Source organism: Ruegeria sp. CF3 (assembly GCF_056537365.1).
This window is the reverse complement of record NZ_JBQFRK010000001.1, coordinates 1,436,180-1,450,657: the sequence shown is the minus strand read 5'-3', so window position 1 is coordinate 1,450,657 and position 14,478 is coordinate 1,436,180. Positions and strand designations below refer to the sequence as shown.

The 14,478-nt window shown below is 56.2% G+C and carries 16 protein-coding genes; 9 read left to right on the top strand and 7 right to left on the bottom strand.

Annotated elements, in window-relative coordinates:
• The first annotated feature begins 29 nt into the window (after positions 1 to 29).
• From ACR0KC_RS07300 to ACR0KC_RS07260, 9 genes are all read left to right on the top strand, one after another.
• A complete protein-coding gene (locus ACR0KC_RS07300; protein WP_170404529.1) occupies positions 30 to 566 on the top strand; it encodes a hypothetical protein in 537 nt (178 codons plus the stop codon).
• A gap of 201 nt (positions 567 to 767) precedes the next feature.
• Positions 768 to 2,453, top strand: a complete 1,686-nt coding sequence (locus tag ACR0KC_RS07295) for a tryptophan halogenase family protein (protein WP_170404526.1) — start codon at positions 768 to 770, stop codon at positions 2,451 to 2,453.
• A gap of 336 nt (positions 2,454 to 2,789) precedes the next feature.
• Positions 2,790 to 4,466, top strand: coding sequence for a 30S ribosomal protein S1 (gene rpsA, locus ACR0KC_RS07290; protein ID WP_039532111.1), 1,677 nt, complete (start codon positions 2,790 to 2,792; stop codon positions 4,464 to 4,466).
• 270 nt (positions 4,467 to 4,736) lie between these two features.
• Entirely contained in the window at positions 4,737 to 5,021 is a 285-nt protein-coding gene (gene ihfB, locus ACR0KC_RS07285; protein ID WP_050603110.1) for an integration host factor subunit beta, read from the top strand.
• A gap of 7 nt (positions 5,022 to 5,028) precedes the next feature.
• Positions 5,029 to 5,379 carry a LapA family protein gene (locus ACR0KC_RS07280; RefSeq protein WP_170397774.1) on the top strand — a complete coding sequence of 117 codons (351 nt, stop codon included), beginning with the start codon at positions 5,029 to 5,031 and terminating at the stop codon, positions 5,377 to 5,379.
• A 9-nt stretch (positions 5,380 to 5,388) separates the two neighbouring features.
• On the top strand, positions 5,389 to 6,033 hold the full coding sequence (locus tag ACR0KC_RS07275) for a phosphoribosylanthranilate isomerase (RefSeq protein WP_170424387.1): 645 nt from the start codon (positions 5,389 to 5,391) through the stop codon (positions 6,031 to 6,033).
• A 45-nt stretch (positions 6,034 to 6,078) separates the two neighbouring features.
• The gene (locus ACR0KC_RS07270; protein ID WP_170397511.1) at positions 6,079 to 6,414 is read left to right on the top strand and encodes a hypothetical protein; all 336 of its coding nucleotides are present in this window, start codon (positions 6,079 to 6,081) and stop codon (positions 6,412 to 6,414) included.
• A 67-nt stretch (positions 6,415 to 6,481) separates the two neighbouring features.
• Positions 6,482 to 7,729, top strand: a complete 1,248-nt coding sequence (trpB, locus tag ACR0KC_RS07265; protein WP_170397508.1) for a tryptophan synthase subunit beta — start codon at positions 6,482 to 6,484, stop codon at positions 7,727 to 7,729.
• A 51-nt stretch (positions 7,730 to 7,780) separates the two neighbouring features.
• Positions 7,781 to 8,413 carry a class I SAM-dependent methyltransferase gene (locus ACR0KC_RS07260; RefSeq protein ID WP_480705639.1) on the top strand — a complete coding sequence of 211 codons (633 nt, stop codon included), beginning with the start codon at positions 7,781 to 7,783 and terminating at the stop codon, positions 8,411 to 8,413.
• Here the strand turns inward: ACR0KC_RS07260 and ACR0KC_RS07255 are convergent.
• From ACR0KC_RS07255 to ACR0KC_RS07225, 7 genes are all read right to left on the bottom strand, one after another.
• Complete coding sequence (locus ACR0KC_RS07255) at positions 8,410 to 8,790, bottom strand: DUF2237 family protein (RefSeq protein ID WP_170397502.1); 381 nt, start codon at positions 8,788 to 8,790, stop codon at positions 8,410 to 8,412. The two genes, ACR0KC_RS07260 and ACR0KC_RS07255, sit on opposite strands and share 4 nt — an antisense overlap.
• A gap of 9 nt (positions 8,791 to 8,799) precedes the next feature.
• Positions 8,800 to 9,963, bottom strand: a complete 1,164-nt coding sequence (locus tag ACR0KC_RS07250) for a serine hydrolase domain-containing protein (protein ID WP_480771654.1) — start codon at positions 9,961 to 9,963, stop codon at positions 8,800 to 8,802.
• A gap of 72 nt (positions 9,964 to 10,035) precedes the next feature.
• A complete protein-coding gene (gene pth, locus ACR0KC_RS07245; RefSeq protein WP_170397497.1) occupies positions 10,036 to 10,719 on the bottom strand; it encodes an aminoacyl-tRNA hydrolase in 684 nt (227 codons plus the stop codon).
• Between the two features lie 130 nt (positions 10,720 to 10,849).
• Complete coding sequence (locus ACR0KC_RS07240; RefSeq protein WP_170397494.1) at positions 10,850 to 11,503, bottom strand: 50S ribosomal protein L25/general stress protein Ctc; 654 nt, start codon at positions 11,501 to 11,503, stop codon at positions 10,850 to 10,852.
• A 254-nt stretch (positions 11,504 to 11,757) separates the two neighbouring features.
• Positions 11,758 to 12,924, bottom strand: coding sequence for an alpha-hydroxy acid oxidase (locus ACR0KC_RS07235; protein WP_170397492.1), 1,167 nt, complete (start codon positions 12,922 to 12,924; stop codon positions 11,758 to 11,760).
• 163 nt (positions 12,925 to 13,087) lie between these two features.
• On the bottom strand, positions 13,088 to 13,879 hold the full coding sequence (trpA, locus tag ACR0KC_RS07230; RefSeq protein WP_480771653.1) for a tryptophan synthase subunit alpha: 792 nt from the start codon (positions 13,877 to 13,879) through the stop codon (positions 13,088 to 13,090).
• Between the two features lie 79 nt (positions 13,880 to 13,958).
• Positions 13,959 to 14,444 carry an acyloxyacyl hydrolase gene (locus tag ACR0KC_RS07225; RefSeq protein WP_170397488.1) on the bottom strand — a complete coding sequence of 162 codons (486 nt, stop codon included), beginning with the start codon at positions 14,442 to 14,444 and terminating at the stop codon, positions 13,959 to 13,961.
• Positions 14,445 to 14,478: the final 34 nt, after the last annotated feature.

Genomic DNA, 14,478 nt, shown 5'->3' with positions numbered 1-14,478 from the left:
AGCTTGCTGGACAACCGTAGGAGTGGCCCATGATCAGACTAGCCCTGTTTTTGTTCTTTCTTGCAGGTAGCGTAGCTGCGCAGCAATCAGATACGCCGGTGCCCGAGGCCGAACCTCCGATGACTTACGAGCGTCTGGGAAAAATCATCTTTGCGCTAGATCCCGAGGCGCAACCGATCGGGCCGGGGTTTGAGTTGACGATATCTGATGTGACGGTGCTGGTTGTCACCGATACCAATGCTGATCGCATGCGGGCGATGGTCGCGATCGGCAGTGCTGCGGATTTGTCGCCAGCCGATTTGCAACGGATGATGCAGGCAAATTTCGACAGCACGCTGGATGCGCGCTATGCGATCGCAAATGGCACCTTATGGGCTGCGTTCATTCACCCGCTTTCGCTGTTGCAAAGGGATCAGTTGATCTCGGGGCTGGCCCAGACTGTGAATATCGCCAACACCTATGGCACATTGTACACCGGTGGTGCGGCGGAATTCGGAGGGGGCGACAGCCATGATCTGCAGCGTGAGCTGATCGAAGAACTTCTGAAGAAGGGTGAGGAAATCTGACACTTGTCCAAAGTAGGCGCACAGCCTGAATTCTGATGACGAATGTGCCAGCGACCATGGGTGTCATAGGCTCTAGCTGGATGCTTGAAAGCTGTTATAGTCTTCCCACAGCTAAATAAGGGAAAGCTGCTGTTAAATCCCCATCACTCAAAAAAAAAGGGGAGGCAGCTACAAAATCCCAAGCCAACAGGGACAAAAAATATGAATAATCGTTTGCGTAAGATCACCATCGTGGGTGGTGGTACGGCGGGTTGGATGACTGCGCTGATCCTGGACATGGTGTTCTCCCGCACGTCAGCACCCAAGGATCGCCCACGCATTTGCTTGATCGAAAGCCCCAACATCTCGACTGTGGGTGTCGGTGAAGCGACGGTGCCGCGTATGCCGGTCACGCTCCGTCAGGCGGGCATATCAGAGCGGGATTTCTTCCGCGAAACCAACGCATCGTTCAAGTTGGGAGTTAAGTTCTGCAATTGGAACAACGACGCCAAGGGCAATCGGATTGACTACGTAAACCCGTTTGCCCATGGTCAATTGCTGGAGGGGTTGGAGGCTGCCGAGTATTTTCTGCGTTTTGGTAACGGGGATCGGGATTTCACGCAGTCAATCTCACCGCATGATGATCTGGCCCGGTTGTGCAAGGGTGCGCGCCCGTTGGGTGCACCTGAGTTCGAACAGCGGTTTGGCTATGCCTATCATCTGGATGCCGTGAAATTTGCGGGCATGCTGACAAAGGTCTGCGCCAAGCGCGGCGTCGAGCATATTCAGGATGAGGTGCAATCGGTCGAACTGGACGAGCAGGGCAATGTCAGCCACCTGATGTTAGAGCGCAAGGGACGCCATGACATTGAGATGGTCATAGATTGCACCGGTTTCCGGGGGTTGATCATCAATCAAGCGTTGGGCGAGCCGTTCATGGATTACTCGGACTACTTGCCCAACGACCGTGCCATGGCCTTGCAGATCGAGCACCCTAACCCCGAAAAGATCGAAAGCGTTACACGCTCGACCGCGCTTGGTGCGGGTTGGACGTGGCGTGTGCCGCTCTACAATCGTGTAGGTACGGGATATGTGTATTCATCCGCGCATCGGACCGATGATCAGGCGGCCGACGAATATCTTGAGTGGTTGGGCGACAGCGGCAAGGGGCTGACACCGCGCGTGATCCCAATGCGTGTTGGTCGTGTACGCAATGCCTGGGTTAAGAACTGCTTGGCGATCGGTTTGTCTGGTGGATTTATCGAACCGCTTGAAAGTACCGCGATCCACATGATCGATCACGCGATCCGCTGGTTTGCCGAGCATCTGCCGACCCGCGATATCGAGCCCGCGCTGCGCAACCGATATAACCGGCAGATGAACAAGCTTTATGACGAGGTACTGGATTTTATCTGCCTGCACTACCGGTTGGGTAACCGCACCGATGATCAATATTGGATCGACGCCCGCACCGAGATGAAGATTCCGGATCGGTTGGCCGAGAACCTTGAGCTGTGGCAGCATCGTCTGCCGATGGAACACGATATCGAGTTTGCGACGCTGTTCAATTTCCGCGTCTATCAGACGGTTCTTCTGGGCAAACAGGTGTATGATACGGGCTATGGCGAAGGTATCCGTGATCGTCTGCGACCGCTGAAGAAACCGATTTGGTTCCAGTGGTGGAAGGGGGCAAAAATGGACCTTGCGCAGATCCTCAAGACCATGCCAGATCACAAAACCCTGCTGCGAGATATCCGGGGCGAGTTGGAGAAGCCTGCCTTTGGCAAGGCCGCAATGGGGCAGCCGACTGTCGCAATGCCGGGCGCGAAACCGGCACCCGTGGTGATCGAGAACATGCCAAACCTCGCTGAGATTCAAAGCGGCAAGAAGGATCTGCAACTGTTCTAGCGCCGCATGGTATCATTCGGCAGAACTGACAAAGAAGGCCGGGGATCGGATCGCGTTTGCTTCGATGCCCGGACCCGATGTTCGGATTTTGTGGGATTGGCCAGTGTTTAAGGGCTTTGCTCTTGCACATGACACGGAATCCGCCTATACGCGCGCTGTCTGAACAAGGGCGGTTAACGTCCGGATGACGTATCTGAGCAGGGCCGGGTTACCTCGGCCCTTTGTGTTTGTTAGCTCGGGCGCGTTCTGGATCACGCATTCAGGCATCATGAAACAAGACCGGCGGAGACAACCGCTCGGCCAGCAAAAACGTTATGTAAAGGAAAACAACGCCACATGGCTAACGCATCCATGGAGGAATTCGAAGCCCTCCTGAATGAAAGCTTCGAAATGGACACACCCGAAGAGGGTTCTGTTGTCAAAGGCAAGGTTCTGGCGATCGAAGCCGGCCAAGCCATCATCGACGTAGGCTACAAAATGGAAGGCCGCGTTGATCTGAAAGAATTCGCAAATCCCGGCGAAGCCCCTGAAATCGCTGTAGGCGACGAGGTCGAAGTGTACCTGCGCGCCGCAGAAAACGCCCGTGGCGAAGCCGTCATCTCGCGCGAGATGGCCCGCCGTGAAGAGGCATGGGACCGTCTGGAAAAAGCATATGCCGACGACCAGCGCGTCGAAGGTGCAATCTTTGGTCGCGTCAAAGGTGGCTTCACCGTCGATCTGGGTGGCGCAGTTGCGTTCCTGCCCGGCTCGCAGGTTGACGTTCGCCCCGTGCGCGACGCTGGCCCGCTGATGGGTCTGAAGCAGCCGTTCCAGATTCTGAAAATGGACCGCCGCCGTGGCAACATCGTTGTTTCGCGTCGCGCTATCCTGGAAGAATCGCGTGCCGAACAGCGTGCCGAAGTTATCGGCAACCTGTCCGAAGGTCAGACCGTCGAGGGTGTTGTCAAGAACATCACCGAATACGGCGCATTCGTTGATCTGGGCGGCGTTGACGGCCTGCTGCACGTCACCGACATGGCATGGCGCCGTGTGAACCACCCGTCCGAGATCCTGACGATCGGCGAAACCATCAAGGTTCAGGTCATCAAGATCAACAAAGAAACCCACCGCATCAGCCTGGGCATGAAGCAGCTGCAGGAAGATCCGTGGGATCTGGTTGCTGCGAAATACCCGCTGGGCTCGGTCCATCAGGGTCGCGTCACCAACATCACCGACTACGGCGCGTTCGTCGAGCTGGAAGCCGGTGTCGAAGGTCTGGTGCACGTGTCCGAGATGTCCTGGACCAAGAAAAACGTCCACCCCGGCAAGATCGTTTCGACCAGCCAGGAAGTCGACGTCATGGTTCTGGAAATCGACGGCGCCAAGCGTCGCGTGTCTCTGGGCCTGAAGCAGACCCAGCGCAACCCATGGGAAGTGTTTGCAGAAACGCACCCCGAGGGCACCGAGGTCGAAGGCGAAGTCAAGAACATCACCGAATTCGGTTTGTTCATTGGCCTCGAAGGCGACATCGACGGCATGGTTCACCTGTCCGACCTGTCCTGGGACGAGCGTGGCGAAGATGCGATCCAGAACTACCGCAAAGGCGACATGGTTTCGGCCGTCGTCTCGGAAGTTGACGTTGAGAAAGAGCGTATCTCGCTGTCGATCAAAGCCCTGGGCGGTGACAAGTTCGCCGAAGCCGTGGGCGGCGTGAAGCGTGGTTCGGTCATCACCGTCGAAGTGACCGCGATCGAAGATGGCGGCATCGAGGTCGAGTACGAAGGCATGAAGTCGTTCATCCGTCGTTCGGACCTGTCGCGTGATCGTGCTGAGCAGCGCCCCGAGCGTTTCTCGGTCGGCGACAAGGTCGACGTCCGCGTCACCAACGTCGACAGCAAGACCCGCCGTCTGGGCCTGTCGATCAAGGCACGTGAGATCGCCGAAGAGAAAGAGGCCGTGGAACAGTACGGTTCTTCCGACTCGGGCGCGTCGCTGGGTGATATCCTGGGTGCAGCACTGAAGTCGGGCGACTAAGTCCGGGGCGTATCCCAAACATGAAATTCGGCCTCGCACCATGGTGCGGGGCCGTTTTTGTTGCGAATCAATATCTTCCAAATAGTCGGTTTAATTTGCCTATCGTTCGCGCATGAAGTGTGGAAATCAGGCCAACGGGCAAAAATTCGCGTGAGATTGTCGCAAAATGCCGCCTTTGCTGGCAGAGTATCCGTTCCCCCGATCCGGGTTTTTTCCTATACTGTCAGAACTATAGGCTTGTCACATCGTCCGCCTGGGAGGGTATTGCGTATGATCCGTTCAGAATTGATTCAGAAAATTGCCGACGAAAACCCGCATCTCTATCAACGCGACGTCGAGCGGATCGTGAATACCGTTTTTGAAGAAGTGACCGACGCCATGGCACGCGGCGACCGTGTAGAGCTGCGCGGTTTCGGCGCGTTTTCGGTGAAAAAGCGTGACGCACGTGTAGGCCGCAATCCTCGCACTGGTGAGACTGTGCAGGTTGAAGAAAAATGTGTTCCATTTTTCAAAACTGGCAAGTTGCTAAGGGACCGTTTGAACGGTAAAGCCTAGCCTCATGATGCGCTACATTCGTTATGCTTTTCTGGCTGCATTGGGGATCGTTCTGGTCTCGGTTTCGCTGGCCAATCGCCAAATTGTTGAACTTAAGCTTATGCCGGATGCTTTGTCCGAGTTGCTGGGGTTCAACCTGTCAACCTCCTTGCCGCTGTTTCTGGTCGTGCTGGGTGGGGTTGTTGCCGGCCTGGTCATCGGCTTCCTGTGGGAATGGCTGCGCGAGCACAAGCACCGCAAGGATGTGACCGTGAAGCAAGGCGAAGTGCGCAAGCTTGAGCGTGAAGTTAAGAAGCTCAAGAAAAAGCAGAATGAAGGTCAGGATGATGTGCTGGCCATTCTGGATGAGGCAAGCTGAGGCCCTACGATGCCCGCTGATATCCGAGTTAAAATCTGCGGCCTGACCGCCCCTGACCACGTGCGCGCTGCTGTGGATGCGGGCGCGGGTTATGTTGGTTTTGTGTTTTTCCCCAAATCCCCGCGGCATGTTGAGCCCCAGACAGCTGCGACATTGGCACAGGAGGTGCCTGCGGGCGTCGCCAAGGTGGCGCTGACAGTGAATGCGACGGACGAGGATTTGGATCACATTCTTTCGATCGTGCCTCTGGATATGTTGCAACTGCATGGCAAAGAAAGTCCTGAGCGTGTGCAGCAAGTGCGAGACCACTTCGGCCTGCCAGTAATGAAGGCCATTGGTGTGGCCGAGGCCGAAGACCTCGCGGCCATCGATCTCTATTCAGATGTGGCGGATCAGCTGTTGATCGACGCAAAGCCACCGCGAAACGCGGAGCTGCCTGGTGGTAACGGTTTGTCTTTTGATTGGCGCCTGCTGGCAGGTCGTAAATACTGGCGTAGGCCATGGATGCTGGCCGGAGGTCTGACCCCTGACAATGTCGCAGAAGCGGTGCGAATGACCGGCGCTCAGCAGGTGGATGTCTCATCCGGCGTCGAAAGCTCTCCGGGTGTCAAGGATGCCGGGCTGATCCGCGCCTTTATCGACGCGGCAAGTTGATCTGATCTGCACGAACCTGCGTATCTCCTCAAAATGGGGGAGAGCATGCTGGCGGTGATCGGCGGAGTTTCACTTAAACGATGGTATCACGGGCCCGAGTTCTTCTGGCGCGCTCATCAATCCTTGCGGCAGGCACGCGGTGACGCGCTGTGCCTGCATGCCGAGGTATTTGTGCGTCAAGGCTGTTATTTTTCATACACAGTCTGGCATGATGTCGAAGCTATGCTGACATTCGCACATTCCGGCCCTCATCGTCGTGTAGTACGCGCGTCGACCCGTCTGGCAGATATCAATGTGTTCTGTCAATTTCCCTGCATTGCTGTTCCAAGTCGAGTTCAGGCACTTCAGGTATGGGAACAGCGCGCTCAGGCGGCGGAATGATACGTTTTGCGATGGCAAATCACTCCATCACCTCCTATGAACATCGGGTACGACGAGGGAGACTTCCATGGCCAACGATCTTTTTAATTCCTTCATGTCCGGCCCCGATGAACAAGGCCGCTTTGGCATCTTCGGCGGGCGCTTTGTCAGCGAAACGCTGATGCCGCTGATCCTGTCACTGGAAGAGGAATATGACAAAGCCAAGGATGACCCCACATTTTGGGCCGAGATGGACGATCTGTGGGCAAACTACGTGGGTCGCCCTTCGCCGCTCTACTACGCGGAACGCCTGACCGAACATCTGGGCGGCGCAAAGATATACTTGAAACGTGACGAACTGAACCACACCGGCGCGCATAAGATCAACAATGTGCTGGGCCAGATCATTCTGGCGCGGCGCATGGGAAAGACCCGGATCATCGCCGAGACCGGGGCAGGGCAGCACGGCGTGGCCACAGCCACCGTCTGCGCCAAGTTCGGCCTGAAGTGCATTGTCTACATGGGTGCCCATGACGTTCAGCGTCAGGCCCCGAACGTGTTCCGTATGCGCCTGCTGGGAGCCGAAGTGATCCCGGTGACATCCGGCAGGGGTACGCTGAAAGATGCGATGAACGACGCTCTGCGCGACTGGGTGACCAATGTGCGCGATACCTTTTACTGCATCGGCACCGTTGCTGGCCCGCATCCTTACCCGGCGATGGTGCGCGACTTTCAGTCGATCATCGGCAAGGAAGCCAAGGAACAGATGCAAAAGGCCGAGGGCCGTTTGCCCGACACCATCATCGCCGCCATCGGAGGTGGTTCGAATGCGATGGGCCTGTTCTACCCGTTCCTCGACGACAAGGATGTGAATATCATCGGTGTTGAAGCGGGCGGCAAGGGCGTGAACGAGAAGATGGAGCATTGCGCCTCATTGACTGGAGGTCGTCCGGGCGTGCTGCACGGCAACCGCACCTATCTGCTGCAGGATGATGACGGGCAGATTCTCGAAGGCTATTCGATCTCGGCCGGTCTGGACTATCCGGGCATTGGCCCCGAGCATTCCTGGCTGCACGACATCGGTCGCGCGAACTACGTCTCGATCACGGATAAAGAAGCGCTTGAAGCGTTCCAGTTGTGCTGCGCCACCGAGGGTATCATCCCTGCGCTGGAGCCCTGCCATGCGCTGGCGCATGTTATGAAAATCGCGCCGGAATTGCCCAAGGACCACCTGATCTGCATGAATATGTGTGGCCGGGGGGATAAGGATGTGCAGACCGTCGCACGGTACCTGAACTTTGATATGTCGGATACCGAAGGTCGCGCAGCGGACTGATTAGGCCTAACAGGCTTTGCGCCTTTGAGGAACTGTGCCAGTTTACATTGCATGTGCAGTGTTTCCTCAAAGGCCGGACCCGACCGACTTGACCAGAAATACGATCAGGCCGCCCCGGGCTGGGCAGACAAGATGCGTCTGCTGGGGTATTTCGATGCCTATCTGGGTTTTCTGTCCTCGGACCCGCAGGTCGAATTGGGCCGTAACGCACTGGATATCGGGTGCGGTACGGGAGCCTTTGCCGAAGCACGCGCCGTGATCCGGCGCGAAGGGCATGTGACGCTTTTGGAACCTTCGGCCCGAATGCTGCAACTGGCAGGGTCAGCGTTGCAAAGGCGCGGTGGAAACGCCGAGACTGTCCAATCGCGCTTGGAAGAGTTCCATCCGGCATCCCGTTTTGACTGCCTGTTGGCTGCGCATGTTCTGGAGCATTGCGTTGATCCGATAGATGCTTTGCGCCGCATGCGCGATCTGGTTGAACCGGGTGCAACGCTTTGGTTGGTAGTCAGCAAGCCACATTGGTGTAATGCGATCATCTGGTTCCAATGGCGGCACCGAACCTATCGACCGGATATTGTGGCGGAGATGCTCGCGCGTTCGGGCTGGGATCTGCAGGCCGAGCATGGCTTTCCAACCGGGCCGCCGTCGCGCACGTCTCGCGGATATCGGGCGATCGCCATCTAGTGCTCGTCTTCAGCGCGCTGCATTTTTAGAATATGGAGAGGTACGATATCCAGCGCCCTCTGGTGCGTGGCTTCAAGGTGCACCTTGGGCGCGCATCCCTCGTCATGGGCTTGCAAAAAGCGCCCCGCACACAAGCACCAGCGATCACCAGGCTTGAGCCCAGGAAAATCGAATTCAGGCCGGGGTGTGCTCAGGTCATTTCCGACATATTTCGAATATGCCAGAAACTCTGCCGTCATCACGGCGCAGACCGTATGGCTTCCCTGATCCTCGGGGCAGGTGTTGCAGGCACCGTCGCGAAAGAAACCGGTTAGTGGTTTGCGCGAACAGGGCGCGAGCACGCCGCCAAGAACATTGATGCTGTCTTGCTTCTGCATGATGGTATCTTACAGGCTTCGCGCAATTTTGCGGAACATTTCTATGTTCTGCTCACCGACACCTGGATCGCGGAACTTTCGGTCTGCGCCCGTCGTGACAATCAGAACACCACGTGGCTGGTCGAAGTAAATGTACTGCCCATACACGCCCCGCGCCATGAATTCACCTTCATGGGCACCGATCGGAATCCACCATTGATAGCCATACCCTATCTTGCCCGGTTCGGTCGGTGCGCTTGGCCAAGTAGCGGCGTCGATCCAATCCGCGGGTACAATCTGCCGTCCATCGCGTTCGCCATCCTGCAAAATCAACTGCCCGAACCGGGCAAAATCGCGCGTTGTGAAGTTGAGACCACCCAGAACAAATGCAACGCCTGCTCCATCGGTGATGTAGTAGCCTTCTCGCTCCAATCCCAGCGGTGTGATCACTTTCTCGGTCAGTAACTCTGCAACGCTGCGTCCTGTTGCCCCCCGTATGACCATTCCGATCACATGAGTATCGATCGACACATATTGCCATGTTTCACCCGGCGCGACGAAACTGTCCTTCAACGAAGCCGCGAAGTCGTCCAGTTCACCTCCCAGCGCCACGACGCGGCCCATGCGATTGATGTCGGAATTATAGTCCAGATAATCCTCGTCAAAGGTCACGCCGCTGGCCATGTTCAACACGTTGCGGATCGTGGCGGTCTCATAGGCGCTGCCCTTGAGGTCAGGTGCGTATTGCACAACCGGATCGTCGAGCGAGTTGATCGCGCCTTCATCCAGCAAAATACCGAACAAGGCAGACAGGTAGCTTTTAGCAATTGACCAGGAGATCCTGCGATCATCCGGCCCGGTGTCCAGATAGTATTCTTCGAAGCGAATTTCTCCGTCCTGCATCACCAACAGGGATGTTACCGAGCGATCTTCTATCCACTGGTCTGTTCCAACGGGAAGATCGAAGCCAGGCCCATACGGCAGCTCCCAGGTCGGGCCATTGCCACGCGGCAGAGTGACCGTCAGAAAGGCTTCGTCCATATGCGAAAAGTTGTGGACGATCTTTTCTTCTGAAAACAGCGAATTCACCGCCATCAGGCGCTGGATTTCCTCGCGTTTCCAAAATCCGACAACCGCCGCTGCCAATGCTAAGGTCAACAGGATACGCAGCAGCCATCTGAGCGCTGTTTTCATTCGACAACTCCCTTTTCCTCTGACATTGGACTTTGGCCTGAGGCTTTGCGCAAGCGCAACGTTGCGGAATGATTATCTGAATTTATCCAGCAGCTTTTGCATGGCCGAACGCTCATCGGGCGCTGAAACGGCTTCGGCGGCAGCTTTGGGGGGCGTATCAGGTTTAGTGGGCTGCTTCGATGATCTAGGCGGAGCAGTGCGCAGGGCAACGGCATTCATGAATTTCCCGCTTTCGTCATCGGCAAGATAGGTGGCACCGTCCGAGACGCCGCGCAGCACGTCATCCAGCCAGTCCGCATCCGCCTTTGCAAAGTCGCTTAGAACATAAGGCGAGACCATTTCTTTGCGGCCCGGATGACCGATACCCAGCCGCACGCGATCATAGGCCGGGCTGATATGGTCGTGGATCGACCGCAACCCGTTATGGCCTGCGTGGCCACCGCCTGCCTTAACGCGCACTTTACCGGGTGCCAAGTCCAGCTCATCATGAAAGACGGTCACGTCCGTCGAGTCGAGCTTGTAGAAGCGCATTGCCTCTCCTACTGACTGGCCAGAGCGGTTCATGAAGGTTTGCGGCTTGACCAACAGCACTTTTTGGCCGCCTAGACGTCCTTCGGCAATTTCAGCCTGGAACTTGGACTTCCACGGACCAAAGTTGTGATCTTCGGCAATTCGCTCCAACGCCATGAAGCCGATATTGTGCCGGTTGCGAGCGTATTTTGATCCCGGATTTCCCAAACCGACAAACAGTTTCATCGCTTTGTCCCTTACAGTCTCGCGTCGTTATCTCATTGCATGGATCAGGGGATGTTTTCCAGCCCCGTACACGCAAAAGAAAACGGGGCCCCAGAAGGCGCCCCGTTTCAAATCTGGATTTGATCCGGATTTATTCTTCTTCCTGGCCGATGACTTCAACTTCATCTGCAGCCACTTCTTCCTCATCACCCTCTTCGTCGTCGCTGGTCGACAGACCGGTGGGTGCCGAGACGTTGGCGATCACGAAGTCACGATCGATGGTGGGCTTGGTGCCTTCGGGCAGCACAACCGAAGAGATGGTGACAACGTCGTTGATTTCCATGCCAGTAAGATCAACAGTGATCTTCTCAGGAATGTCACCGGCTGTGCAGAGCAGTTCAACCTCGGGGCGGACAACGGTCAGAACGCCACCCTTTTTGATACCGGGGGCTTCTTCTTCGTTGATGAATTCAACGGGGATGAACAGCGCGATCTTGGTGGTCCGACGCAGGCGCATCAGGTCCAGGTGGGTCGGCAGGTCTTTGACAACGTCACGCTGGACATCGCGGCAGATGACGCGCACGTCTTCGTGACCTTCGACTTTCAGGTTCCACAGGGTCGACTTGAACCGGCCTGCTTTCAGGCGCTTGAACAGTACGTTGAACGGGATCTGGATCGGCAGCGGCTCTTTATCGCCACCAAAAACAATGCCCGGAACCATGCCATCGCGGCGTGCTTGACGAGCGGCGCCCTTGCCTGTCCCCGTCCGTTCCAGAGCTACGAGATCAGGAATCTCTCCAGCCATGATAATTCTCCAATGTTAGGGCGGGCATCCTCCAAGGCTGTATGCCCGCGTGAAGCCGCGTCCTTAGCTTGATTCAGTTGGTTTGGAAAGGGCTTTTTGTAGCCCGAGGATTTTTGCGAGGCTCTGCCTCGCGCTCCGAGGTATTTACGGCCAGATGAAGGACGGATCCTCTGCTTCATCTGGCTGCAAGTACCTTGAACGAGACGCTCAATGGGCGGCCATGCGGCGTCTCCATCTACGTGGGAGGCGTAGGATCAAGCCTGCCAGCGACCGCCAAAGTCTTCGGGGACTAGAAGATTGTGGCGCCCAAGATCGGCTACGTTACGTTCACCGCAAAGTGCCATCGTTGTATCGAGCTCTTTCTGGATCACTTCCAATGCCGTTGTCACGCCTTTCTGACCCATTGCACCCAGCCCATAGACAAAGGCGCGACCAATAAAGGTGCCCTTGGCCCCAAGCGCCAGAGCTTTCAGCACGTCTTGCCCTGAACGGATGCCGCTATCCAGATGCACTTCGACATCACTGCCGACGGCATCCATGATCTCGGGCAGAACCCGGATCGAGCTGAGCGCACCATCCAGCTGCCGTCCACCATGGTTTGAGACAACAATTGCATCTGCGCCAAGCTTTGCAGCCATTTTGGCATCTTCGGCATCAAGAATGCCCTTAAGGATCACCTTGCCGCCCCATTGTTCCATCAGTTTCTCGACTTTGCCCCAGTCGAGGCTGGGATCGAATTGCTCGGCGGTCCATGTGCCCAGCGAGCGTGTGTCGGTTATACTGTCGACATGACCGACGATATTCCCGAATTCTCGGCGCTTGGCACCTAGCATCTCGATGCCCCAGGCCCATTTCGTCATCAGGTTGGCGATGGTCTTGGGGGTCAGCTTTGGCGGCGCAGATAGGCCATTCTTCAGGTCCTTGTGTCGTTGGCCAAGGATTTGCAGATCAAGCGTAATGACAAGGGCCGAGCATTTCGCATCCTTCGCGCGCTGGATAAGTCGCCCGACATAATCCTGATCTTTCATAGTGTAGAGCTGAAACCAGAAAGGGGCCGAAGTGTTTTCAGCGACATCTTCGATCGAATTGATCGACATGGTCGACAGTGTGAAGGGTACACCAAAGGCTTCGGCGGCTTTGGCCGCTTTGATCTCGCCATCCGCGTGCTGCATTCCTGTCAGGCCTACCGGAGCCAATGCAACGGGCATGGATACATCCTGCCCGATCATCTGCGATGCGGTCGAGCGCCCTGTCATGTCTACGGCGACCCGTTGGCGCAGGCGGATATCTTCGAAATCCGACGTGTTCTCGCGGAAGGTTTGTTCGGTCCAGCTGCCGCTTTCTGCATAGTCAAAAAACATGCGGGGTACGCGACGCTCATAGATCCGTTTGAGGTCTTCGATATTAGTAATGACTGGCATTGATCAGGTTCTCGCAGGATTGGTTAAGTTTCTTTACCAATTATTTTGAAGCACCGCAATGCCCGCTTTCTGCGGTTGGTTGCCGCGTGGCCAAAACTAAAAACACCGCAGTAGGCGGCGCGCCTGCTGCGGTGAAGAACAATCTGAAAATGGAAAGAAATTGTTAGGCGGAGTGTGCGCCATCTGACAGTGTTTTGACAAAATCCAGAACCTCGGTCACCGGTTTTCCGGAACCGATCTGGCTGACAATGGCAGATCCAACTACCGCGCCATCGGATACACTCGCGATCTTGCGAGACTTTTCTGGCGTATTGATGCCGAAACCGACGATCACGGGCAAATCAGTTGCAGCTTTGATCCGAGCGACCTCGGGCCCAACATCGGTTGCCTGCGCTTCGGCAGCACCGGTTATGCCGGTAATCGATACATAATACACAAAGCCGGATGTGTTTTGCAGTACGCGAGGCAAGCGTTGGTCATCGGTCGTCGGCGTCGCCAAGCGGATGAAGTTCAGCCCGGCAGCTTGCGCGGGCAGACAAAGCTCTTCGTCCTCTTCGGGGGGCAGGTCGACGACGATCAGCCCGTCGATCCCCGCTGATTTTGCATCTGCCAGGAATTTCTCGACACCTCGGCTGTAGATCGGATTGTAATATCCCATCAGCACGATCGGTGTGGTGTCATCGGATTCACGAAAGGCGCGGGCCAGATCCAGAGTGCGTTGCAATGTCATTCCACCATCCAACGCCCGTTGGCCAGCAGCCTGAATGGTCGGGCCATCGGCCATCGGATCGGTAAAGGGCAGGCCCAACTCGATGACGTCGACACCTGCGCCGGGCAAACCCTTCACGACCTCCAGCGATGTGTCGTAGTCGGGATCCCCGGCCATGACATAAGCTACAAATGCCTTTTTGTCCTGTTCCTTCAGGGCGGCGAATTTGGCGTCGATACGGGTCATCGGAAGTCCTTGCACTCGGGTTTGGACCTGATGTGCAGAAACTTTCGCTGAAAATCAATCCCGCTTGGTGGGCTTCCGATCAGAAGGCGTAATGGTATCTCAGCAAAAGTGCATTTACGCCTGGGTTGTCTTCCTGCGTGCTGGCGTTGGATATATGAGTGATAGCGGCAGACAGTTTGTTGCCGCTTTCCAGCGTATAGCCAAGGCCCAGTAAGCTGCGTATCTGAAAGCTGCCGCCCAGATCATTCCGTTCATTGGATTCACTATAGTATCCCGGCATGACACTGCCCTCGATGAACCAACGGTCCGCAAAAGTGTAAAGCCCGATCAGGCCCGCGCCGACATGCGTGTCACCGTCGGTATCAACAGACAGGGACGCACCCCAGGTGGCGCTGAAACGGGTCGCTTCGTAGAAAGAGCGATGCTGGTATTCCAGCGAAACAATCGCCTGATCTTCGCTCTCAGCGCTGGAATAATCTGCGTAGCCTGCTCCGAAAATGATGGATTGGGCCTGTGCTGCAGTAGCGGCTGTCAGCGCAAAAGCCAGAATAACAAGGGATTTCATTTTTACCTACTATGTCCGTCGTTCGTTGGTATTG

What these genes read in the sequence shown, in the direction of transcription:
- ACR0KC_RS07225 (WP_170397488.1), bottom strand. Translation starts at nt 14,444, where the DNA reads ATGAAATCCCTTGTTATTCTGGCTTTTGCGCTGACAGCCGCTACTGCA.
- ACR0KC_RS07295 (WP_170404526.1), top strand. Translation starts at nt 768, where the DNA reads ATGAATAATCGTTTGCGTAAGATCACCATCGTGGGTGGTGGTACGGCG.
- trpB (WP_170397508.1), top strand. Translation starts at nt 6,482, where the DNA reads ATGGCCAACGATCTTTTTAATTCCTTCATGTCCGGCCCCGATGAACAA.
- rpsA (WP_039532111.1), top strand. Translation starts at nt 2,790, where the DNA reads ATGGCTAACGCATCCATGGAGGAATTCGAAGCCCTCCTGAATGAAAGC.
- trpA (WP_480771653.1), bottom strand. Translation starts at nt 13,879, where the DNA reads ATGACCCGTATCGACGCCAAATTCGCCGCCCTGAAGGAACAGGACAAA.
- ACR0KC_RS07300 (WP_170404529.1), top strand. Translation starts at nt 30, where the DNA reads ATGATCAGACTAGCCCTGTTTTTGTTCTTTCTTGCAGGTAGCGTAGCT.
- pth (WP_170397497.1), bottom strand. Translation starts at nt 10,719, where the DNA reads ATGAAACTGTTTGTCGGTTTGGGAAATCCGGGATCAAAATACGCTCGC.
- ACR0KC_RS07250 (WP_480771654.1), bottom strand. Translation starts at nt 9,963, where the DNA reads ATGAAAACAGCGCTCAGATGGCTGCTGCGTATCCTGTTGACCTTAGCA.
- ACR0KC_RS07235 (WP_170397492.1), bottom strand. Translation starts at nt 12,924, where the DNA reads ATGCCAGTCATTACTAATATCGAAGACCTCAAACGGATCTATGAGCGT.
- ACR0KC_RS07270 (WP_170397511.1), top strand. Translation starts at nt 6,079, where the DNA reads ATGCTGGCGGTGATCGGCGGAGTTTCACTTAAACGATGGTATCACGGG.
- ACR0KC_RS07280 (WP_170397774.1), top strand. Translation starts at nt 5,029, where the DNA reads ATGCGCTACATTCGTTATGCTTTTCTGGCTGCATTGGGGATCGTTCTG.
- ACR0KC_RS07275 (WP_170424387.1), top strand. Translation starts at nt 5,389, where the DNA reads ATGCCCGCTGATATCCGAGTTAAAATCTGCGGCCTGACCGCCCCTGAC.
- ihfB (WP_050603110.1), top strand. Translation starts at nt 4,737, where the DNA reads ATGATCCGTTCAGAATTGATTCAGAAAATTGCCGACGAAAACCCGCAT.
- ACR0KC_RS07240 (WP_170397494.1), bottom strand. Translation starts at nt 11,503, where the DNA reads ATGGCTGGAGAGATTCCTGATCTCGTAGCTCTGGAACGGACGGGGACA.
- ACR0KC_RS07255 (WP_170397502.1), bottom strand. Translation starts at nt 8,790, where the DNA reads ATGCAGAAGCAAGACAGCATCAATGTTCTTGGCGGCGTGCTCGCGCCC.
- ACR0KC_RS07260 (WP_480705639.1), top strand. Translation starts at nt 7,781, where the DNA reads ATGTGCAGTGTTTCCTCAAAGGCCGGACCCGACCGACTTGACCAGAAA.